Source organism: Acetobacterium sp., assembly GCF_041752335.1.
Classification (GTDB): domain Bacteria; phylum Bacillota; class Clostridia; order Eubacteriales; family Eubacteriaceae; genus Acetobacterium.
This window is the reverse complement of the sequence record NZ_JBGSHG010000062.1, coordinates 23,746-45,882: the sequence shown is the minus strand read 5'-3', so window position 1 is coordinate 45,882 and position 22,137 is coordinate 23,746. Positions and strand designations below refer to the sequence as shown.

The window sequence follows — 22,137 nt, the reverse complement described above, 5'->3', positions numbered from 1 at the left end:
ACATGCTCCATGGTTTTTGTCTGATTGTGGATCTGGAAGTATCAGAAAATATTGCTAACTATTTTGATAGTATTTTCGGTTGGCTTTATTGCGTTATTTAGATGTTTCACTTGCCATTTCCAATAGGGTCTCCCCGGTAATCCGGTAAACCGTCCATTCATCCATTGCTTTTGCCCCAAGCGACAAATAAAAATCAATACTTGGTTGATTCCAGTCAAGACACCACCACTCCAGCCGACCACAGCCCCGTTCAACGGCGATTTTGGCGAGCTGTTTTAGAATTGCCTTTCCATAACCATTGCCTCGGTACACTGGCAGAACATATAAATCTTCCAGATAAAGCCCGGCCTGTCCCAAAAAGGTTGAAAAATTATGGAAGTATAATGCAAAACCGATTTCCTTTCCTTGAAGCTCTGCAAAAATGACCTCGGCTGTTTTCTTTTCAAACAGCCATTCTGTCAATAATGCCTCGGTAGCCACGACCTGGTCGAGCATTTTTTCATAGCTGGCCAGTTCTTTTATGAAAAAAAGAATCAGGCTAACATCCTTTTCTTCCGCCATTCTGAAGGTTAACCCCTGTTTTAATGCAACACTCATATCTTTGCTCCTCTTTCAAAATCAAACTCATAAAAAAAACTCCAAACCTTAATCATCAATGATTCTGGAATTCTGTTTATTTTTCGAACCGTGATGCGCTGTTTCGGACACACCGATTTCTTGATGGTATTATACTATAAGTAAATTTTCAGAAACAGCGATTTTTGCAATGGTTCAATTTTAAGAATCAGATCAACCCCAGGCCGAACCTTCATCCAGCATCTTCTGGAAATCTTTCAAAGCAGTGGGGATATCAATATTCTGCGGACAGACCTGTTTACACTGACCACATTCAATGCAGGCACCCGGTCGCTTTTCCTCGTCCATTCCGGCAATCGCCATCGGGGCAATAAAGCCCGGTTGGAATTTGTGATCATTATAATGATGTAGTAGTGTCGGAATATCCAATTCTTGGGGACACTCGGAACAGCAATATTTACAAGCCGTACAGGGCAGCATCGCGAGCATACTATCTCTGATTTCCGCAACTACTGATTGTTCCTGGGCTGTCAGCGGTTTAATCGATTCATAGGTTTTGATGTTTTCCTCCACCTGTTCCAGCGTTGACATCCCTGACAGGGTCACTTCCACACCGGGTAATCCCTGCAGAAAGCGGAAGGCCCAGGCTGCGGTACTTTCATCTGGTCGCAATTCACGGAGCTTGGCCGTTTTTTCCTCGTCAAAACTGGCCAGGGCCCCACCCCGAACCGGCTCCATCACCCAAATGGGCATATTCTTTTCGACCAGCATCTCATAGATTTCATTGGCCTTCTGTAATTTCCAATCCAGGTAATTCAGTTGGATCTGACAAAATTCCATATGCTCGCCGTAGCGTTCAATAAAACGTTCAATGGTTGGCTTCAGCCCATGGGTCGAAAAACCCAGATGCTTGATCCGGCCGTTTTTCTTCTGTTCAATCAGGTACTCAACAATTCCCCAGCGTTCGTCAAAATAGACATCGATATTTCGCTCATAGACATTGTGGACCAGATAAAAGTCAAAATAATCGACGCCGCATTTTTCCAGCTGTTCCTCAAACTGAGCTTTCGCATCCCAGCTTTCTCTGACTTCATAGCCCGGAAATTTGCTGGCCAGATAATAGCTGTCCCGGGGATAATTTTTGAGCGTTTTTCCCAACACGGTTTCGGATGCTCCGCCATGGTAGGCGTAAGCCGTATCAAAATAGTTCACCCCATTCTTAATGGCAACATCCACCATCATTGCTGTTTCTTCCTCATTGACCGGAGCACTAAAGCCTTCGCCAATCGTTGGCAGACGCATGCCCCCAAAACCCAATGCCGATAGTTTTTTGTCCTGAAAATCCTGATAAATCATTTTTGTTCCTCCAATTTTTTTGCTATTTCGTTACTAATTATTGATTTATTTCAATCTTTTTGATGATCTTGGCCGGGACTCCGCCGACAATCACATTAGCCGGTACATCTCTGCTTACCACTGCTCCGGCCGCGATAATGGCTCCGTCACCAATAGTAACCCCGGGAAGTACCGTAGCCTGAGCACCGATCCAGACATTATTTCCAATTCGGATTGGCGCTGGAAATATGTCGCTGCGTTTTTGCGGATCGACATCGTGGTTGAGGGTTGCCAGCACCACATTATGGCCGATCAGAACCCCATCACCGATGATAATGCCACCTTGATCCTGAAAACGGCAACCTGAATTGATAAAAACATTTTTTCCCAGACAAATATTCTTACCACAGTCGGTATAAAATGGCGGGAACAATCCAAATGTCTCATCCACTGGTTTTCCCGTCAGTCTAAAAAATATTTCTCGAATTTCTTCTGGCGGATGATAGCTGCCATTGAGCTCTGTTGTCAGTTTCAGCGCCTCCTGGGAAATGTTGTGCATCATCAAATAGACTTCTGAGCCACCTTTAACCACTTCTCCCTGATTTAAGTGTTCTAAAAATTCATCAATATCCATTTTTTCTCTTTAATCCTCCGATACTTTATCATTTAATCATCCCTATTATTTTCCAAAAACAATCACTGCCTGTTTCATTTTCTCAATGATTGGCACGCCAAAGGGGCAGTTTTTGATACACTCACCACATTCGATACCTTCGCCGGCATGGTGGCTCAGCAAAGCATAATGATCCCAATCTCACTGACCTTTATTCCGTTCGTCCTAAAATTCAATAGTTCCTTAATGTTTCCCTTCGTTATGATATATTTTTCGTTACTAAGTCATGAGGATAATGGCAACTCAAAGCGATTGAGTCCAACGATTTTACTGCCTCTTATGCCTTCAGCCGCTTCACACTCTTTTTTGATAATGTGGTAGGCATCCTGATAAGCGATCTGGTGTTTTTCACATAGCTCCACCACACTGGCATATTCGGGATAAATCCGTTTTCCCGATTCCAGTTCACAGACCTTTACCTGAGCTTCCCCCAGACTAGTTTTGATTTTTCTAACAGACCGCTTTAAGCCAGTGCTTTCCATTTGAATCCGCCTGATCCCGATGGTGGTGGTTTCTTCAAAAATGATCTGCTCCAAGGTTTCGATATCCGCTTTGGTGCAGATCACATTGAGCAGATAGGCGGGCCGGTTTTTTTTCATATAAACCGGCATGTAATGGACATCTCGGGCACCGGCCTCAAACAACCGCTCCATGACAAAGCCCAAAATTTCACCGCCACAGTCATCAATATTAGTTTCCAGTTTATAAATGCCGTCCTGTTTTTCGATTTTGATAATCCGGGAGATCTCATCGTACACAACTTCCGGATAGGCTGCCTTGATCATTTCATACTGATGGCTAGTGGCCCGGGTTCCCATCACCTCCCCGTCTTCTTCATAAAGCTTTCCAAATATATTGAGCAAATGGGCATCTGCCTTACCGCTACAGAAGATCACCTCGGCAAAACCGGACCGCATCTTTCGGTGCATATCCAGTTTGGCATAACCCATTTCTTCAAAGGGCTGCCGACGAAAAAAAAACTCTGCTTCTTCCACAGAGATCTCTCCCGTTTTTACTTTTTTTAATATTTCCTGTGTTTCCATTTCCACCTCTGGTTTTACGCGTGTATCGCATTGATAGTATTAACTGTAACATCTGGAGTTCACTCCAAGTCAATCCCCTTTATTCTTTTCTTAAAAAAATCTCCGTACCTTTAAGGTACGGAGATTTTATCGCGTCAACTTTATTCTAAGGCTGCTCTGACATTTTTCAATTCCTCGATAATAGCAATATTCTGGGGACAATGTTCTTCACATTTTCCACATTCAACGCAATTGGAGGCTTTAGCATCTTGCGGAAACATCGTCTCGTATAGACCTTTGGCTCTTGGTAGTGCATCAAATAAAAAAGCATTATTATAAAGAGCAAAATGTCCGGGAATATCGACCCCGGATGGACAGGGCATACAATACCGGCAATTTGTACAGTTGACCTTCATCTTTTCTGTTATTGTTTTCTTGGCAAAATCTACTAACGCCAGTTCTTCATTGGTTAATGAATTGGCTGCCCCGGCATTGGCAGTATTGATATTATCGACCACCTGCTCCATCGTCGTCATGCCACTGAGCACCACGGAAACTTCAGGATGATTCATGACCCACCGCAGTGCCCATTGCGCCGGGGTTCTTTTGATTGGTGCATTCTCCCAGGTGGCTAAAACTTCCTGGGGTAATTTATCAACCAGAGACCCACCTCTGATGGGTTCCATAATGGTGATTCCCATTCCTTTACCGGCCGCATATTCCAGGCCTTTTTTACCGGCCTGATAGTTTTCGTCCAGATAATTGTATTGGATTTGACAAAAAGACCAATCATAAGCATCGACAATTTCGACAAATAAATCAAAATCATCATGAAACGAAAAACCGGCATGTTTGATTTTACCGTCTTTGATGGCCTGATCCAGAAATTCAAGAGCTCCCAAATTTTTCAGATTTTGCCAGAAACCTCTGTTGAGTCCATGCAGCAGGTAAAAATCAATGGTATCAGTTTCCAGCCGTTTCAACTGTTCATCCAATAATCGCTCCATATCCGCCCGTGACTGAATCAGCCATGACGGAAGCTTGGTCGCGATTTTAACCCGTTCGCGATAGCCATCTTTTAAGGCCCGGGCCACAAAAAGTTCGCTCTCTCCGCCTTTGTCAAAACCGGTACCATGATAAGGATAAGCGGTATCGATATAGTTCACACCATGATCAATGGCGTATCTTAGCATTTCAATAGCTTTTTCATCATCGATATTGTTTTGGACCCCGTCGATAACCGGCAAGCGCATACAACCAAACCCTAAAACTGAAACCTCTTCATTTGTTTTTCCGAATTTTCGATACAACATCTTTTAGTCTCCCTAATTTTAGATTTAAACAATCTGTGACAGACTGTTTAGTCAAATTAATTTATAATGGATTATTTGTCTACTATTACTATACTACCATCTTGACTTTACTCCAAGTCAATACTTTTATTAATTTTTTCAAAAAATCTCCGCCCATTTAAGGTACGGAGATTTTAAAACTGCTCATTTACTCAGTCAATCATTTGGTTTATCCCAGGATAAAACCCCGGTGACTTCGGCCTTTTCATAGATATCAATTTTGTAATTGAGCTTATCCAAGGTCTTTTTCATATCTTCCATTTTTTCCAGCAGTTTTGTCCGTTCTTCAAACAGCAACTCTTTTCTGGCCGTGATGGTCTGATCTCCCTGCTGAGTCAAAGCACAGTATTCAATCAGGGCTTCAATGGGAATTCCAGCCGAACGCATGCATTTAGCCAGCTCAATCCAGCCGCAGGATTCTTCGGTATAGTCGCGCATTCCGCCTTTGGTCCGATTGACGGCCGGAATTAATCCAATCCGCTCATAATACCGCAGGGTATCCTGAGAGATATCATATTTTTTACTTACTTCGGTAATGGTCATGGAAATTCACCTCGGTTAACTTAATATTTTCTTTCGCTGTGATTTTATTCATCATTTACTGGTTCTATCCACTTTATCATATGGAGTGGACTCCAAGTCAATTGATTTTTTATGATAATCGTCGTTTTCAAAAAAATAGCCCCCTGATTTTCTACTTGTGAAAGTCAGGGGGCTATTTGTATGTTAAGTATTTAGTTTTTGTCTTGATTTTTATTTTTTTTAAATTTATCCGGGTTATACTGCTATTGATTTCGAGCCATTATGCCTTTTTAACAAACTCCGATTTTAAGGACATCGCTCCAAAGCCATCAATTTTACAATCAATATTATGATCGCCATCAACCAGACGAATATTTTTTACTTTGGTTCCCTTTTTCAAATCCTGAGAACTGCCTTTAACTTTCAGATCTTTGATTAAGATGACCGTATCTCCACTTGCTAAAACATTTCCATTTGAATCTTTGACGATCTTTTCATCGCCGCCGTTTTCGTTTGTTGCGTCGACAGTCCACTCATGGGCGCATTCTGGACAGATCAGCATTTCTCCATCTTCATAGGTATATTCTGAATTGCATTTTGGGCAATTTGGCAATTGTTCCATATCTTATTCTCCATTCATAATTGTTTTTTACCGGGGCACGAGCTATTCATATTATCATAATACATCCCTGTTGACAAGTCATCCCGATGGCTGCTCCGACTGATTTTATGCTTGCTTCATTTTCTGTTCCTTTTTATCCGCGTACATCTCTTCATCGGCAATCTGAAGCAATGCATCAATATTATTGCCATCCTCCGGAAACAAGGCCGTACCAATACTCACTGCAATTTTAGCGGGATAATCGGCCAGATGAAATTCAGTCTTAAAGCTGTTTGCAAGTCTTTCCCGGGCCTGTTGCAATGCGGTCCGGCCTTCTATATCCGGCATGATTATCAGAAACTCATCGCCACCCAGTCGAAAAGCTGCCTCGTTTGTCCGGGTGCTATATTTTAAAACCCGGGCTGTTTCAGCGAGTACCAGATCCCCAACGTTGTGCCCGTAGGTGTCATTGATATTCTTGAAATGATTTAAGTCCATACTCATAAACCCGACCTGCCGATTATTTCTTTTGGCTGAGGCCAGAACCATGGTCTGGTATTCATTTAAATAATGGCGGTTAAAAAGGCCTGTTAGGGAATCGTGACTGGACATAATCCGTAATTGATAATTTGTTTTTAGGGCTCTGAATGTTAACAGACCGGCTCCGGCGGCTATTAAAACCGCTAAAAAAGTGACACCCCAAAAAATAAACTGATTATTTTCACGCCCTTCTTTGGGCGATACGGCCACCTTCCAGTCAATAAAGTCCGGATCAATATCAAAAGTTAATGGTGATTCGCCAACGGCACTCATAGAACCAAAAAAAGGAACCGTTTGGTTCTGATCATTGAAGATAGCGACATTTAATCCGGCGGCTTCGGCATAGGCATTAATCTCTTCAATGATATTATCCCCTTTAAGGACAATGCTGATCTGCCCCCAATAACCGGTATCCTTTCTGACGATGGGAAGACGGATAATAAAACCGGTTCCTCCTTGAACCAACTCTACCGGCCCCTGGAAGATCGGCACCTGTTCATTCTTAACCTTAAGAACCAGCTCTTTCTGACTCTCAACCTTGGCCAGGTCAACTCCGATGGCCGCGGCATTTCCTTCCTTTGGATAATTCCAGATAATCGTCGTATCCTGACTTACCCCGATGTTTCTGATCTGATTTTCGTTTTTAGATAGGAGATTATTGAGATAAGTGTAGGCTTCGGATTCATCCAGTGCTGGATTCATCAGGACATAAGCCTCAAATCCCTGAACCAGGGTTTTGTTTGTGAAAACTAAATGTTCCACCTGACTTTTAAAATTTATGAATTTATCGGTGGTTTTTAACATCTCCTGCTGTTTCATATTATTCATAAACATGCCGATGATCAGCAAAAAAACCGTCAGGAGAAAAAGGGATACCGCTATTGAAATGAAGATTGCCAGCTTTTTTTTAAAAACACTTTTGTTCTGATCCATCGTTTTCTCCTGTAAATTGTTCGCTATTTCAGTTACTTTAGTTTATCATCAAAAATGAATAAATACCATATTTTAATGACCTCTGCTGCGATAAATATCGGCTAATCTTTTCAAAAGCGTTAGTACTTCATGGTGATCAAAAAAATCCCTCACATAAAATGCAAGAGATTTTAATCAACATTATGGTAAGGGTAACTCAACCAGGTGGCGGATTCATGAAAAGGTAGTGTCTCTCAACGTTGCCAATCATCGTACTCGTAATCAACAGATGTGTCGTAGCGACCTTTTACGTTAACGTGTTCTGCAATTGCAAAACAGCCCGGTGTATTTGCCGAAAGCACACCGGGTTGTCTTATTTTGACGTCTTTAATCGCTTGTCAAAAAGGTTACGCTAACAATTTCTCGACCTGATCGCTCACCTCAAATAAGGTACACCCACCATGGTTTCCGGCATTGGCGGCAATTTCCCGGAGATCAGCAAAATATTGGGAACGGAGCACAGCTTCCACCGAATCACTGGTCAGGTTCTGCTTGGCATGGGGTGAAAAGGGACAGGGTTCGGCATCACCATAGGGATTGATATGGAAAAACCCCCGCCCGGAAGCCAGGCAGCCGCCCATTTCCTCCTCGTCGCCAGGAAAGGACAAGATCACCATGCGACGGAAGGATTTTCGCAGCTCAAGACAAATCGCCTGCAGTTGCTTGATTTCGCTTTGTGTAAGCACCAGATAGTCAGTCCCTGGTTCAGCCGGGACATATTCCACATACAGATTCACACCACAACCTTTATCTTCGAGAGCTTCAAGAAAGTCATTTCTGGTCACCAGCGCCATGTTTTCCCTGGTAACGGTAATGGCTGCTCCGAACAGGATTTTGCGCTTTTTTAAGGCGGCCATGGCTGCTTCAATCTGCTCATGGGTTCCCGCTCCACGGCGGGAATCGGTTTCTTTCGCATTGCCTTCAATGCTGAGAATGGGGATCAGATTACGATGATTGTCGAGAAATTCAATGGTCTCCTGATCCAGCATCGTGCCATTGGTAAAAATTGGAAAGATTACATTTGGGTATTCCCCGGCCAGTTCCAGAATATCCCGGCGTAAAAAGGGCTCCCCTCCGGCCAGTAAAATAAAGGCAACACCAAGTTTTGCTGCCTGGTCGAAAACATTCCCCCATTGACCGGCATCCATATCCGTTTTGCCGCTGGTTGTGCCGCAGCCTCCGCCAGCCCGGGCATAACATCCGGCACAGTGGAGATTACATTGGGAGGCGATACTGGCAATCAGAAATGGCGGTACCTGCAGGCCTGCTTTTTCCTGCTGCTTTCGGCGGGCGCTGCTTTTGCCCAGCTCCGGTAAAACACTCATTAAAAAGGCCCGGCCCTTGGCATTGTTCAGATAAAATCGGCCGGCGGTTGTCATAATTTGGGCAATGCCCTGATCCATCATTTTATTTAAATTCATCAGCTTTCCTCATTTCTTATTTGATAAATTGATGCAAACTGTTCAATATGGGCCATCAGCAGGGCCATTGCTTCATCTTCTTTTTCCGGCAGCTGATCATATTGACATAAAAGGGTGTAGAACGGGCCATAGAATTGTAAAGCGATGATCTGCGGTGGACCCGCTCTGAAAGTTCCCTGCCTGATCATCTCACTAAATAAGTCGGTCTGAAACAAAATGGCGTCGTTAAAAAACCAGTTATACAAGGTCTTGGCCGCATCATCACTTTTATACTGTTCAATGGTCAACATCCGGCGAAACTTCGATGCCTGCGGATCTTTCAGAAAAAACAGAAAAACGGCCTCGCAGGCTTTCTTAAGCCAGATCAGATCATTACGGCCATATTCCCGGGCGACACTCTCCATCTCGCCCTGGGGCAATCGGTAATACGTCACGGTTTCTTCAAATTTCTGATTCATCCACGTAAGTAAGGTATCATAAATGGCCTGCTTACTGTCAAAATGTTTATAAAGTGAGCTATCCTTGATGCCCACCGCCTGGGCGATTTCTTTAACCGTTACACTCTGATAACCTTTTACCGAAAACAGATTCAATGCTTCCTCTAATATTATTTCCCTGGTATTGCGTTTTGTCATTGGTTCTCCTTAAATTTCTTACAAAAAACTAAAAGCTAGCGTTCATTAGCTTTATTATAGCTAATGAACGCTAGCCTGTCAAGCTGTGTTTCGAAAATTTATTTTGATCAGGATATCTGCATCGGCTAATCCTACCAGGACCGCCACTTCAAATCACTCGGGTTTATTGATGATATGCTTAAACTTCCCACTTTGCGGATGCTGCATCGGCGTCAAATCAGAGAATGAGATGTGAGCAGTGGTCACCCCATGGCTGGCCAGAAAGACCGACAGGTTTTGCTGGGCTGCTTCAAATAAACGCTGTGGCTCGTACCCGATCCCGGGGGTGATTCTCAACTCGAGCTGATTCTGTCCATGTGCAATCAGTTGAAACCGGAGGATCCCATGGATTTCTTTAAGTGTTGCGTAAATCGCCAGGGGCGGAATTTTAATGACCTTTCCTTCTTCATAAAAGGTCAGGATATCATCCGTACGTCCCTCAAGGGTCAGCCAGGGCGACGGATTGTTGCAGGGGCAGGGTTCATGATGCATCACCACCCGGTCAGTGACCTCGTAGCGGATGAAAGGCTGGGTATAATTATAAAGGTTGGTAATCAGGATCTTATCCGACTGCACCCCATCCGGCACCGGCTGATTCTGATGATCAACCGGCTCGACAATGATCCAATCATCATTGATATGAAAATGCTTTTCCGGACATTCACAGGCAATGGTGCCGCCTTCGGTACAGGAATAAGAGGTTTGAACCGGGCATCCAAAGGCCGCTTCCAGGGCCTCTCGAAGCTGATCACTCAGGTACTCGCCACCGGTCATAATGATTACCGGAGCGATCTTAAGCCGCCCACTTTTCTGTTCATCAATCAGCAGCTCGAGGATGGTCGGATAGCCCCCCAGCATCGTCGGTTTAAAAGCATTCAGGTCATCAACGATCCGGGCAAGCGGATAGAGGGCGCTGATCACACCGAACTGTCTTTTTTTCCAGGGCATCGATAATAAGCGGGCCCGGACCGAACTATTCCCCAAATAAAAACCACCGGTTGCAAAAACCCCCATGGTTTTTCCGCCCCCTTTCAGAAAGGCCATAAAGTCTGCTTTTCTGGCAAAGCTTCGGATTATGTTGATTCCGGCCATGACATTATTGGTGGATTGGTCGCATAGTGCTACTAAGGGGTTGCCCGTGGAACCGCTGGTGGTAAACACCAGATATTTCCCCTTGATTTTTCGCCCGATATTGTCCAAATCCGTCATAAATGTTTCCACTTCATTCAAGGTGATATCTTTTGTGGTTATCCACTCATCAAAATGCGCCATCAGATCGACCTTGTTCGTTGGTGGTAAATCACTCAGATTAAAATTCTCGCCAATGTTTTGATAGTGCTCGCGATAGTAAGGGCTGTTCTGCTTGGCATATGCCACCAGACGGTTAAGCCACTCTGCTCTGACTCTGGTTTTTTCTGAATTGCTCATTTTTTTATCGCGCCAACAAAGCCAGAGCGCCTTCATTAAGCTGATTTGTTTCATGATGATGCTCCTTCCTTCACAACCCCATTTAGCATGAAATCAAGGTACTCTTTTATTTCTGCTTTAATCTCTGCGGAACGCTCAAAAAATAATTCTGGGGTCTCCTTATATCTCTCCAGATATTTGTTTAGAATCGCCCCCAAATATATCGTTATGGCGTCTTTTAGTTTTTCTGTGTTGATGTCTTTGAGTTCAAGAGCAGCGATGGCTTTTTCCATAATCTTCTGGGATTTTTCACGGGTGCTGATCATATACTGCACGATCAGCTCATTCTTTTCGTTAAGCACCTTAGTGCTCATTTCCCGGGCTGCCATATTGACCAGATGCATTTCGCTGGGATATTTTTCGCACAATTTAAATTTTTCATCAGCATAGGAAAAGATAATGCCATAAAAATCGCTCTTGTCCGGCTTGGGAACCTCTGTGAGCAGGCGTTTTAAGGCCTGCTCCAGACAGTAAAGATAAAAATTTTTCTTATTGCCAAAATAATGAAACAGGAGCCCTTTAGAGATCCCACAGTTTTTAGTAATCTCATCGGTACTGGCATCCATATAGGATTTTTTCGAGAATTCCGCGATTCCGCTCTGGATAATGGCCGCTTTTTTTTCATCGGATATTTTTTCAAAAGATTCAGTTGCCATAAAAACCCTCCTTTGACTCGCTAGTCAATGCATGATCTAAGCATACACCCTATTGACTTGCCAGTCAATAGGGTGTTCCGATTATTTCCAATATTCACATTATTTAAACACGCTTCAGCCAGTCGTCCAGCTCCTGCTCTCGATTTGGTCCCGCCATGAGTTCTTTCCCGCCGGCGATCTCGCCGTCGCGGAGATAAATGACTTTTTTTGCGCGGAGAGCCACCCGGGGATCATGGGTAACCGTCATGATCGTCATTCCTTCGTCATTCAAAGCTTCCAGAATATTCAGGACCTGATCGGTGGCTTCGGAGTTCAGGGCGCCGGTGGGTTCGTCCAGAAACAACACCTCCGGATTATTGATCATCGCCCGGCAGATCGACGCCCGCTGCAGCTGTCCCCCGGAAACTTCCCGGATATCCCGACCGCCAAGCCCGTCAATATCCATCCGTTTCATCAAATCCCGGGCCCGGTTTCTGATGACTTGCGGTTTTTCTTTTTTCGCCACCAGTCCCGGGAGAATCAGGTTGTCGAAAAGCGACAGATTTTTTAACATCTGGGCCTGCTGAAAAACAAAGCCCATTTTGTTCAGCCGCAACCCGGACAGGCTTTCCTCATTCATTTCGGTCAAGTTGCCCCCAGCAAAAACGATTCGCCCCGCAGTTACCTGATCCATGCCACTGACACTGTAAAGCAGGGTGGATTTTCCCGATCCGGAAGGCCCCATCACGGCGACAAAATCGCCTCTGCCGATCTCAAAAGAGATCTCTTTTAAAATGCTTGTTTCGTTCGCCATATTACCGACCGGGGACTTCCCCTTAACGGATTTACTGATCTGTTCTACTTTTATCATCACTGTCTCCCTACTCCACTATTTGTTCTTTAATATGATAATGCTTGACTGCCCGGGTTCCACCAATGACAGTGATAGTAACCACCAGCAGCTGAATGGCCGGACAAATCAGATAGGCTTTCAGCGGTTGGATTAATAAGGTCATTCGTGTTGCCCCCATCGATGACAGCATCAGGCTGAAGATCCCTTCCCCCAGCGTATTGGCCAGCACCGTGCCGACCAGAATCCCAAGACCCTGAATCACCAGCAACCGAATCCCCAACTGGATCCGGATATCCCGGTTGGTCAAGCCGATCGCTTTTTTCACGGCAATATCGCGGTGCTCCCGGGCCATTACCAGTTTTAAAAACATCACCGTTATCAGTGCGCTTAACAGCAACGCAATCGCCATCGCCGCTGCTTCCACCCGGCTCAGGTTATCGACAATCCCCCCCAGGGTCTGGGCAATAAAGCTGGGCACCGGGGTGACCTTGATATCCGGCAGGGCCCCGCGCAATTCATTGGTTTTGAGATCCAAATCGACACCTTCGGCCAGGCTCAGATACAGAATATAAACCTCCACATCCTCATTGTTAAAGTCAATGGCAGCCTTGGCCGTTTTTCCGCCGTAGGTAATATCCTGATAAATTCCGGCGATGGTAAGATTCATCGTTTCACCGCCATAGACCACTGTGAGCGCATCGCCAACTCTTTTCTCCAGTTCCGCAGCATTCATTGACGACAAAGCGATTTCATTTTTGCCAACCGGTGCCTGTCCAACCAGGTAAACAAGCGGAAAAATCGATCCATCACCGCTTTCCACCCGGATGTTCACCCCTTCACCCTGGCTGTTTTCGGCCTGAACATAGCCATTTTTATAAATGGCATATTTTTCAATATCCGGATCATTTTCCAGTACTGCCAAAACCCGCTCCTGCTGCTGGGTGAGCTGCTGTGAATACTGAATATCGATCCTGATATCTGCTTCACCCACTCCCATATAGGTAATAAAAGACGGATCCTGAACGGTCTGTTTCATATTCATCGGCAACAGCATCAAAAACGCCGAGAAAATAAAAACCAGCAAAATCACCCCATATTCCCGCCATTTACAGGCCAGTTCGCCCAGGGCGATGGTTAGATTGGGGTGTTTGAAGCCGGATGACGGCAGCGCATAGTGGCCCTCCCGGCGCCGTCCGCCGGTGCCCCGAAGCAGTTCTACCACGGTGCTGTGCAGATTTTTTTTGACAACCCGATGGCATCCCCAAGCCACCATGCCACTTAAGAACAGCAGTCCCAGAAACGGCAGCCCCCATTTCAGCCCCGGGTTGCTCCCCGTTCCGCAATAGCGCACCACCGCTTCCGCAAAGAAATTTCCGAATGGGATGGCACCCAGATAACCAATAATCCCGGCTACCCCCATCAAAATCAGATACTTCATCTGGTACAGGGTCGCGATGGCTTTTCCTGGAAAGCCGATGGCCTTCATCTCGCCAATGGCTGTCTGCTCATCGGCCATGGTGGCCCGGATAATAAATGACAGACAGAGCATTGCCATAAAAATCAACAGCAGGCTGATCACGATGATCATCATGGCTACCAGACCATAGGAAAAGACATTGAACAAATTCAGCAGATCCGCCGTGACGGCCACCCCATTGGCGGGCAGATTGGCCGCCGCGTAGGCTTGCTCGAGAGCCCCACTATCCAGCCCTTCTTTTAACAAAAATTCAAAGCTATACTCCCATTCTCCTAACTGCTGACTGAGCGCTTCCTGATCAGCCGGGCTGATCAGAAACCGTTTGGAAGAGGTCATCGCCACATTCATCTGGGCATCCCGAATAATCGTGGCGACCTTTAGCTCTTTAATGTAATCATCTTTTTTCAGGGTGATCACATCCCCGGTTGCAATCCCCAGGGTTTCGGCATAATAAACCGGCACCCCGATTTCGCCGTCCTTAACGGTGGCGATCTGGTTATCCATATCCAGCAGATAATCAAAACCCTGATTCTGAACCACAAAGCTGTTATCCATCAGCACCTTTTCCAGGGTTTCGCCCTGATAGACAATGTTGGCGTTATTAATTGTCAGCATCCTGACGGTGAGAAAATCAGCAATGCCGTCCTGGCTTGCCACAAAACGATCCAGGGCGGCGGTTTCATACTCGCCCTTATGCATCTGCAGGTAATCTGGCGGCAGTGCCTTGTAATTGAGCCCATCGTAGGCGGAGATCATCGTTCCCGCCACCCGCAGCCCGCCGGCCATCAGCAGCGCCGCCAAAATCAGAAAGACGGTCAGCGCCGTAGTAATGGCCGGATTTCGGTTAAAGTCCTTTCGGACAAGATTCAGTAACAGTTTCATCAGTAATCTCCTTCTCTTCCAGGGTTCTGACACTTTTTAAGCGGGCGGCCAGCAGCCCGGCCACGGCCAAGCCAATTCCGGCAATGATGATCAACAGGGCATTGCCGCGGCCGGCGCCAGAACCGATAATTGCACCGATGCCGATGGCCACCTCAGTATTTCCCTGCATCAAAGGTTCAAAGACCCGATCCGCTAAAATGCCGGCAGCGATAAAAGCCAGAATATAACCCATCTGGGTAATCAGACTGATCAAACCAAAGGCCCGGCCCTGGACGCGATTGTCCAGATTGGTGCGGATCAGCACCTCGGCCCCAATCTGGACGGCCGGCATAAAGACAAACATCATAAATCCAAAGCCGGCGATCAAAAGCAGATTTTCACTGACCCCAATTAGAGCCATAAAAACCCCGCAGCCAAACAACCCGATCGACAGCATCACCACATAAGATTTTGGCTGCTTGATCATGCTGATGCCCAAGCTTCCGGCCATCATCCCCAGGGCAATAACGGTGGTCAGAATTCCCAGCTCACGTTCACCAGCAATGGCCAGAACCAGCGGCTTGCTTAATATCTGCACAAACCCCAGGCAGAAGGTGGCAATCGTCATCATGCTAATTATCGTCATGATCCCCTTTTTACCCCGGATAGCGGTTATCCCTTCGCTGATTTCACTGAGAAACCCCGAACCGGTCGTTGCGTTTTTTTGGCTGACCAACCCTTTTCTGACAAATGCGATAATCAGTACCGTGGTGAAAAAAGTCACCATATCCAGCATAATCAGGGTGCCAACTGTTGTCACTTGCAGCATCAGACCAGCAATGGCCGGGGAGATCAGCAGCTTGGCGCTACCTGCCAGCTGAACCATACCGCCAGCCCGGGCAAAATCTTCGGCGGACAAGAGATCGGTGATGGTGGCCTTGAAAGCCGGTTCGGTCAGGGCTGAGAAAACCGAGCTGATCCCGACACCGACGCAGATTACCACCAGCGATGGGCGGGGACTCATCACTGTGGCCAGGCAGATCAGCAGTGCCAATCCCGAAAACAGCTCACCCAGAATCATCATCAGCCGTCGGTCATAGCGGTCAGCCAACACCCCGCCCACTGGCGCCAGCAATATCGCTGGCAGAAAGGCGCAAATGGCAAAGACCCCGGTAGCTCCCACTGACCCGGTTAGCTTTAAAATATAAATCGCCAGTCCAAAATCAGTCAGGCCACTACCGATGCTGGAAATGAATGATCCGGCCACCAGGATCATAAATTTTTTCATTGCAGTATTCTGCTTTGTTGTTCCTTTAATTGTCTTTTGTTGTTTCATTGCGGTTCCTCCTATTTTCTTTATTTTTTATTCATTCGTGCGTTACTCCTCAACCCCGCTTATCGACCATCGGTCGGTAGGCGGGTAAAAAAATTTTACAAATGCCGCCAAGTTTTAGTTAGGCAAACATTTGTAAAAAGTCTTCTAGTTCCCCTGCTCTGGTTCCCAGCATTCTTTCCATATTGGCCAGAAATCCCTGGATCTTTATCGGATAGTCGGCCATTTCCCAGTCCATTATATTGCTGTCAAACAACATATGGCCCAGCAGTAAAATCGACTCAATCGTTTCCCGGGGATAATCCAGATGAAAAAGATCATCTGCTACTCCTTCGGCCACCGCAACTTCCAGCAGCGGGGTCATCCGCTTGAGCATCGCTTTGGTGTATAGCTGTTCCAGCTTGGCATTTTCGACCTTGTGCATTTCGTCCCTGATCTCCTCTGATCCTTCAAACTCCGGGGACTGGGCCATCATCGCCATCATGATCCGATTGACCAACGGCACCGATTTATCCTTCAGAATCTGCTCGGCCCGTTTGGCGCCTTCTTCAACAATATCCAAAATGATGGCAGCCAGCACCTCTTCCTTGGAAGCAAAATAATAATAAAAGGTGCCTTTGGCAATGTCCACAATTTTTAAAATGTCATTCACTGAGGTCTGTTCATAGCCCTTGGTGACAAAGAGTTCCCGGGCCACCATCAGAATTTCCTGTTTACGGACTGCGCCTTCTTTGACTGTCTTCATTAAGCACCTCTCGTTCTCTCGACCGTCGGTCGATAGTTAAATAATAAAATAAATCTTGCAATCTGTCAAGATTTATTTTTAGCAAGGTATTAGTTTAATTTATTAATCCTCGTAAACAGAGAAGCCAGATTTTTATCTCTGGCTTTTATTCTCACAAAGAAAACTTCCTTATCCGCAATACTTGGACAAGGAAGTTTTTCTTAACTTTCAATCAGGGTTCTAATTTTTTCTATTTTTTCATCGATATTTGCATCCATCTGCTGGAGCGGTTCCTTAAATTGAAACGTGCCGATAATCGTATTCCCATTGAGAGATGCCTTCATTTTTTCAAAGCATTTGTCGGCTCCGCCGCCCAGGTGGGTTGCGGTCAGAATAATCTTTTTCCCGATAATGCTGTAATCGTGAAGAAAGGTATTAAGTGGGGGTGTCCAGGTTCCGGCCCAAATCGGTGTGCCAATGACCAGAACCTCATAATGATCCAGGTCGATGGTCGGGTTTGTGAGTTTAGGCCGTTCGCCAAAGGTCACACTCTTCCCGCCCCAGAAATATTTGCTGATTTTTCCCGTCGGGTATTCCTTTTTGGGAATCAGCCTGAATAGATCAACGGCCTCATTTTCGCCAATTTTCCGGGCAACTAAATCCATATTTCCTTCTAGTGAATAATAAATAACTGCAGTGTTCATTTTTCTATTGACCCCTTTCAGATTCATCCTTTAATTGTTTTCAAACTGCTTATACCCATGAACTGCCAAGCCAAATCTTTTTTGTAAATCCTAATGATGGTAAAAATACCTTCATCCATAGATTTACCTGAATCAAAAAGCACCATGTAAAAATGTCGCAAAATAAAGAATTCTGCGCTCCCTTTTGCCAATTAAGCTAATGGCGCGCTTTACGCCCAGAAGAAGCTCTTTAAATACGGTTTCCATATTTTTCCTCTTTCTACTTTAATTGCCAAACAGATACCAATAAACAATTTGTGCCAATTGCTCCTCATATTCTTTTTTATCGCCATCTTCCAGTTGTTTTGACATGAGTTCTGACGTTCCCTGAATTACAAAATAAGCCATCCGCGACATTACCAGGGGGTTGGCGGTTCGCTTTATTACATAGGGACTATCTTTGCAGAAATTATAAATTTCGGTCATTATTTTGTTATAAAACGCGCCGATAATTTCACCTAACTGAGGATTCGCCTGGAGAATACTGTCAAAGTCCTGGAACATAACCCGATTTTCATAGGCATGATCCATACCCGTATGGACATAGTTTATAATCGTAGCTTCGGCAAGATGTGGATGTTCATTGAGCTTTTTGGTCAATTCACATAAGTCATCATAATTTCTTTTCAGGTGCATGATCATAATCTCCTGAAAAATGCTCAGTTTATCCGGGAAATAATTATAAAAGCTGCCGGTTGCAACATCAGCCTCTTTGGCAATTTCTTTGGTATTCGTATGGTAATAGCCCTTCTCATTAAACAATTGTCTTGCAGAGTCAAGTATTTTTTTACGATTCACAATCGTTCGTTCTTGAATTTTCTTTTCTTTCGCCATTATTCTAACCCCATCTATTCTTTAAGCATGTTCAGTTCTTTCTTAAGGATAGTATGAAATCGGTTATTTTGCAAGATCTTGTTAAACTTGAACTATAGTTCATTTTTTTATTGACAAATGTTTGATGAGCACCTATACTTGTTATAAAAGTGAACCATATTTCATTTTCGGAGGTTGATATGAAAGCAGAAAAACTATTTAATAAAAATTTTGTTATTATTGGCATCGGACAATTCATCAGCATGTTTGGCAATTCAATGCAACGCTTCGCCTTTTCACTGTACATCCTTGATCTCACCGGCTCTGCCGCGGTGTTTTCCCTGATTATTTCGCTATCTATTCTTCCCGCCATTTTTCTGGCCCCGATTGGCGGCGCGATTGCCGACCGGATGAGTAAAAAACGAATGATGGTTGTCCTTGATTTTTGCTGCACCATTATCCTTTCTTTGTTCGCTGCTTTTATTTATGGCAATGACCAGCAAATTCTATGGATTGGGATCTTAATCTTTACTTTGTCTGTTATTAACAGTGTTTATGAACCAACTGTCCGGGCCAGTATCCCCAGCATCATTACCCCTGAGCATTATACTGCCGGAAATAGTATGATCAGTCAGATCAGTGCCTTGACGATGTTACTGGGGCCTATCTCAGCCGGTTTTTTATATGGGGTCTTCGGACTTAAGGTCATTCTGATTATCAATTTGATCAGTTTTTTTGTTTCCGGTGTGATGGAATTATTCTTAACCATCCCTTTTGAAAAAGCCGAAATGACCGCCTCACCAATTGTGACTTATGCCAAAGATATTGAAGCCACGCTAAGATTTCTGTCTCGGGATAAACCCTTTGTTTTATACATCCTGTTTATTGCCGCCGGCATCAATCTTTTTATGACGCCGCTCTATACGGTGGGTGTTCCCTATGTCGAAAAGATTATTCTGGGCGTATCCGACCAACTCTACGGCATCTCTGAAGGCATGTTGGGGATTGGTATGATTGTCGGGGCGATCCTCTCGACAACCGTTGCCAAATATAATCCATTTCAAAAATTACATCGGCTCTTTATCTTCATGGGCGTCGGTATTCTGGGGATGGGTTTATGTCTGACTCCCTGGGTATTGAACAGTGACCCAACTCATCTGATCGCATATGGCTGGTTTACCTTTTTCGGATTTATTCTGATGTTTTTTGTTGCCAATGTTAATATCCAATCGCTGACCTTTATTCAGCTCCAGGTCCCCCAAAACCTAATGGGCAAAACGATGGCTCTGACCACTGCTTTAGCCACTGCTTTTATGCCGATTGGTCAAATTCTTTTCGGACAGCTCTACGATCAATTAAATTCCGGTTTAGTTGGCATCTATCTGATCATCACCGGCCTGACCTTTGGCGTGGCAAAAATCCTCCATCACATGAATGATTGTCGCCTTGAAACAAAACAAGCCTGAAGGGTCAAGATCTCTTGATCTTGGCCTTCAGGCTAACACAGGAATAGCAACAGACCGCTTCAACAGGTTTTATTGCACCTCTATGGCAAACTTTGTTTTACGCATTTGTTTTCTTTCGAGCTTATCTGCATACATTTGCTGATCGACATGATGATAGAACTTGGTTAGATTTGACCATGTCTTCGCATCGTAAACATCAGTGCCGATTGCCACCTCAAGGGGATATTCGACATGACTCTCAGCTCGTTTAAGATATTTTCTCATCTGGAGAATACTGAGCTTAACGGTTGTTTTCTCCGTACTTTCCATCAGGATGGCAAATTCATCACCGCCGACCCGGTAACACACCCCCTCTGGCATAAAGGCATCATGCATCATTGTGTAAAGTGTCTTAAGAGCGTCATCGCCCGATCCATGTCCGTAATTGTCATTGATGTATTTCAGTTCATTTAAGTCCAACAACACGAGTCTGAATGGTACTTCTTTATTTCTGAGTATCTCAAAATCACGTTCAAAGGCGGCCCGGTTGTTCCCTCCCGTCAAAACATCTTTGTAGGCAAGGGCTTCATAAAGGTCCCGCTCCTTCTGACTTTGAAGACTCCGTTTAAAATAAAGATAGGAATCCGTCAACAGTAAACCAAAAAAGATCAGGCTGCCGATTCTTAAAAACACCGAAGTATAATCAAAATGATTGGTGAAAAAAGCGATCCCTTCAAGAATGACACTGATAGACAACACACTCATATATTTGAAAAACTGCTTCGCATTTTGATTCTTTTGTTTCACCAGCTCAGACCCCATCAATAACGCGAACACTATGACATTGACAAAAATGACGACAAACATGATGTTCATGGTCTCAATAAACGCACTGATCCCAAATCCCTGTAGGATCATTGTAGCAATTAACAAGAACAGATATAGCCATGCCATCAGCTGCATCAACCGCTTATTTCGTTGTTCAACAAAAATCGTTTCTTTTGCATACAAAGAAAAAAAGCTTCCCATCAGCGGCACCATCAAATAGCTGATTCCGCCGATAATATATCGATTTCCCATAAAAAACTGCAGCAATCTGGCTTCAGATAAAATCCAGATGCTGGTAGCGATGACCAATAATCCCAGATATAAAAAGCGATTATCAGCGACGCTTTTTGATAAAATGGAAAACAAAATCACTAGCAGTCCCATTGTGAACAGCACCAGAAAAACAATAAAACCGCTAAACCCCTGTTTGAACACATAATAGATCAGGCTCGAATCTTCGCCCAGGATCACCTTATTAATATGTCCAGAAAAGGCCGCTATATCACTTTTTAAAACAAGTTTTAAAGTTTTTCCCTGAAAATCCCGTGGCAGCTTGAACATTATCCAGGTACTCGCTACCGGACTGACAATTCCCTGAGTTTCCGGTTTTTCTGCCCGATGAATTTCCTGATCATCTAAATAAACGACAACATCCTGCATCGATGCACGCAGCAATAAATAATCCAGCTGGTTCGCGACGTTGGGAAGGACAATTAAGGCCTCGTACGCAGTTCCCGGTTCGACATCAAGATCGACCGGCAAACGCACCGCCTGCTCCTGGGAATCGCCATAGCGGATTGTCCAGTTATCCGAAAGAATAATTGAATTTTCACCAACAATTCTAAGATCCTCTTCGCTGTTGGCGCTGGCTAAAAATAGAACCGTCAGGATAAAAAGTACCATTAACGATATCACAATTCGCTTGCTTCTTTTTTCAATTTTCATAGCACAGGGCTTCCATTTTCTTCTCCTAATTGCAGCAAATGTATTATAGAACCTATTTCTAAATACTATAGATTAATTAAACACCCATGTCAATACAGTTCCGCCGTTCCCTGAATTATAAAGGAAGCCATTCGCGATATTCCCAGGGGATTGGCGGTTCGTTTTTACATGGGGACTATCTTTGCAGAAGTTATAAATTTCGGTCATTATTTTGTTCTGGAACCAAGCCGATTTTTTTATCTTGACCCATTAGGATAATTACTTGAAATATAAGCTATCTGTATTATAATATTAAATAGGGTTAAGATGTAACACCCAACCTAAA

General features: G+C 44.6%; 20 protein-coding genes. 1 reads left to right on the top strand and 19 read right to left on the bottom strand.

The annotated features are described in order from the left end of the window. Positions 1–93: 93 nt before the first annotated feature. The 18 genes from ACEW8F_RS08035 to ACEW8F_RS07950 all read right to left on the bottom strand — a co-directional run bounded on the left by ACEW8F_RS08035 (position 94) and on the right by ACEW8F_RS07950 (position 18,615). Complete coding sequence (locus ACEW8F_RS08035; RefSeq protein ID WP_373482955.1) at positions 94–597, bottom strand: N-acetyltransferase family protein; 504 nt, start codon at positions 595–597, stop codon at positions 94–96. A 192-nt stretch (positions 598–789) separates the two neighbouring features. After that, positions 790–1,932 carry an aldo/keto reductase gene (locus tag ACEW8F_RS08030; RefSeq protein WP_373482954.1) on the bottom strand — a complete coding sequence of 381 codons (1,143 nt, stop codon included), beginning with the start codon at positions 1,930–1,932 and terminating at the stop codon, positions 790–792. Between the two features lie 37 nt (positions 1,933–1,969). Further along, complete coding sequence (locus ACEW8F_RS08025; RefSeq protein ID WP_373482953.1) at positions 1,970–2,545, bottom strand: DapH/DapD/GlmU-related protein; 576 nt, start codon at positions 2,543–2,545, stop codon at positions 1,970–1,972. A gap of 263 nt (positions 2,546–2,808) precedes the next feature. Then, positions 2,809–3,627 (bottom strand): nickel insertion protein, encoded by an 819-nt coding sequence (larC, locus tag ACEW8F_RS08020; RefSeq protein ID WP_373482952.1) that lies wholly within the window; start codon positions 3,625–3,627, stop codon positions 2,809–2,811. Positions 3,628–3,767: 140 nt separating this feature from the next. Then, positions 3,768–4,919 carry an aldo/keto reductase gene (locus tag ACEW8F_RS08015; protein ID WP_373482951.1) on the bottom strand — a complete coding sequence of 384 codons (1,152 nt, stop codon included), beginning with the start codon at positions 4,917–4,919 and terminating at the stop codon, positions 3,768–3,770. 195 nt (positions 4,920–5,114) lie between these two features. Next, entirely contained in the window at positions 5,115–5,501 is a 387-nt protein-coding gene (locus ACEW8F_RS08010; RefSeq protein WP_373482950.1) for a MerR family transcriptional regulator, read from the bottom strand. Between the two features lie 259 nt (positions 5,502–5,760). Next, entirely contained in the window at positions 5,761–6,102 is a 342-nt protein-coding gene (locus ACEW8F_RS08005; protein ID WP_373482949.1) for a zinc ribbon domain-containing protein YjdM, read from the bottom strand. Positions 6,103–6,207: 105 nt separating this feature from the next. After that, positions 6,208–7,554, bottom strand: coding sequence for a diguanylate cyclase domain-containing protein (locus tag ACEW8F_RS08000; RefSeq protein ID WP_373482948.1), 1,347 nt, complete (start codon positions 7,552–7,554; stop codon positions 6,208–6,210). A 386-nt stretch (positions 7,555–7,940) separates the two neighbouring features. Further along, positions 7,941–9,014 (bottom strand): radical SAM/SPASM domain-containing protein, encoded by a 1,074-nt coding sequence (locus tag ACEW8F_RS07995; RefSeq protein WP_373482947.1) that lies wholly within the window; start codon positions 9,012–9,014, stop codon positions 7,941–7,943. Next, positions 9,014–9,649 carry a TetR/AcrR family transcriptional regulator gene (locus ACEW8F_RS07990; RefSeq protein ID WP_373482946.1) on the bottom strand — a complete coding sequence of 212 codons (636 nt, stop codon included), beginning with the start codon at positions 9,647–9,649 and terminating at the stop codon, positions 9,014–9,016. Before ACEW8F_RS07990 ends, ACEW8F_RS07995 begins: the two co-directional genes overlap by 1 nt. A gap of 153 nt (positions 9,650–9,802) precedes the next feature. Beyond that, on the bottom strand, positions 9,803–11,170 hold the full coding sequence (locus tag ACEW8F_RS07985; RefSeq protein ID WP_373482945.1) for a phenylacetate--CoA ligase family protein: 1,368 nt from the start codon (positions 11,168–11,170) through the stop codon (positions 9,803–9,805). After that, on the bottom strand, positions 11,167–11,811 hold the full coding sequence (locus ACEW8F_RS07980) for a TetR/AcrR family transcriptional regulator (RefSeq protein WP_373482944.1): 645 nt from the start codon (positions 11,809–11,811) through the stop codon (positions 11,167–11,169). Before ACEW8F_RS07980 ends, ACEW8F_RS07985 begins: the two co-directional genes overlap by 4 nt. Positions 11,812–11,914: 103 nt before the next feature. Continuing rightward, complete coding sequence (locus tag ACEW8F_RS07975; protein WP_373482943.1) at positions 11,915–12,661, bottom strand: ABC transporter ATP-binding protein; 747 nt, start codon at positions 12,659–12,661, stop codon at positions 11,915–11,917. A 10-nt stretch (positions 12,662–12,671) separates the two neighbouring features. Continuing rightward, positions 12,672–15,002, bottom strand: coding sequence for an FtsX-like permease family protein (locus ACEW8F_RS07970; protein WP_373482942.1), 2,331 nt, complete (start codon positions 15,000–15,002; stop codon positions 12,672–12,674). Continuing rightward, entirely contained in the window at positions 14,965–16,317 is a 1,353-nt protein-coding gene (locus tag ACEW8F_RS07965; protein WP_373482941.1) for an MFS transporter, read from the bottom strand. The genes ACEW8F_RS07970 and ACEW8F_RS07965 overlap by 38 nt, the downstream gene beginning before the upstream one ends. 118 nt (positions 16,318–16,435) lie before the next feature. After that, positions 16,436–17,059: a TetR/AcrR family transcriptional regulator gene (locus tag ACEW8F_RS07960; protein ID WP_373482940.1), complete on the bottom strand. Its 624-nt coding sequence runs from the start codon at positions 17,057–17,059 to the stop codon at positions 16,436–16,438. A gap of 200 nt (positions 17,060–17,259) precedes the next feature. Further along, complete coding sequence (locus tag ACEW8F_RS07955; RefSeq protein WP_373482939.1) at positions 17,260–17,742, bottom strand: flavodoxin; 483 nt, start codon at positions 17,740–17,742, stop codon at positions 17,260–17,262. A 264-nt stretch (positions 17,743–18,006) separates the two neighbouring features. Next, on the bottom strand, positions 18,007–18,615 hold the full coding sequence (locus ACEW8F_RS07950) for a TetR/AcrR family transcriptional regulator (RefSeq protein WP_373482938.1): 609 nt from the start codon (positions 18,613–18,615) through the stop codon (positions 18,007–18,009). Between the two features lie 179 nt (positions 18,616–18,794). Here ACEW8F_RS07950 and ACEW8F_RS07945 point away from each other — a divergent pair, with 179 nt between their 5' ends. Next, entirely contained in the window at positions 18,795–20,060 is a 1,266-nt protein-coding gene (locus ACEW8F_RS07945; RefSeq protein ID WP_373482937.1) for an MFS transporter, read from the top strand. Positions 20,061–20,129: 69 nt separating this feature from the next. Here ACEW8F_RS07945 and ACEW8F_RS07940 read toward each other — a convergent pair whose 3' ends face one another. Continuing rightward, on the bottom strand, positions 20,130–21,812 hold the full coding sequence (locus ACEW8F_RS07940) for a GGDEF domain-containing protein (protein WP_373482936.1): 1,683 nt from the start codon (positions 21,810–21,812) through the stop codon (positions 20,130–20,132). Positions 21,813–22,137: the final 325 nt, after the last annotated feature.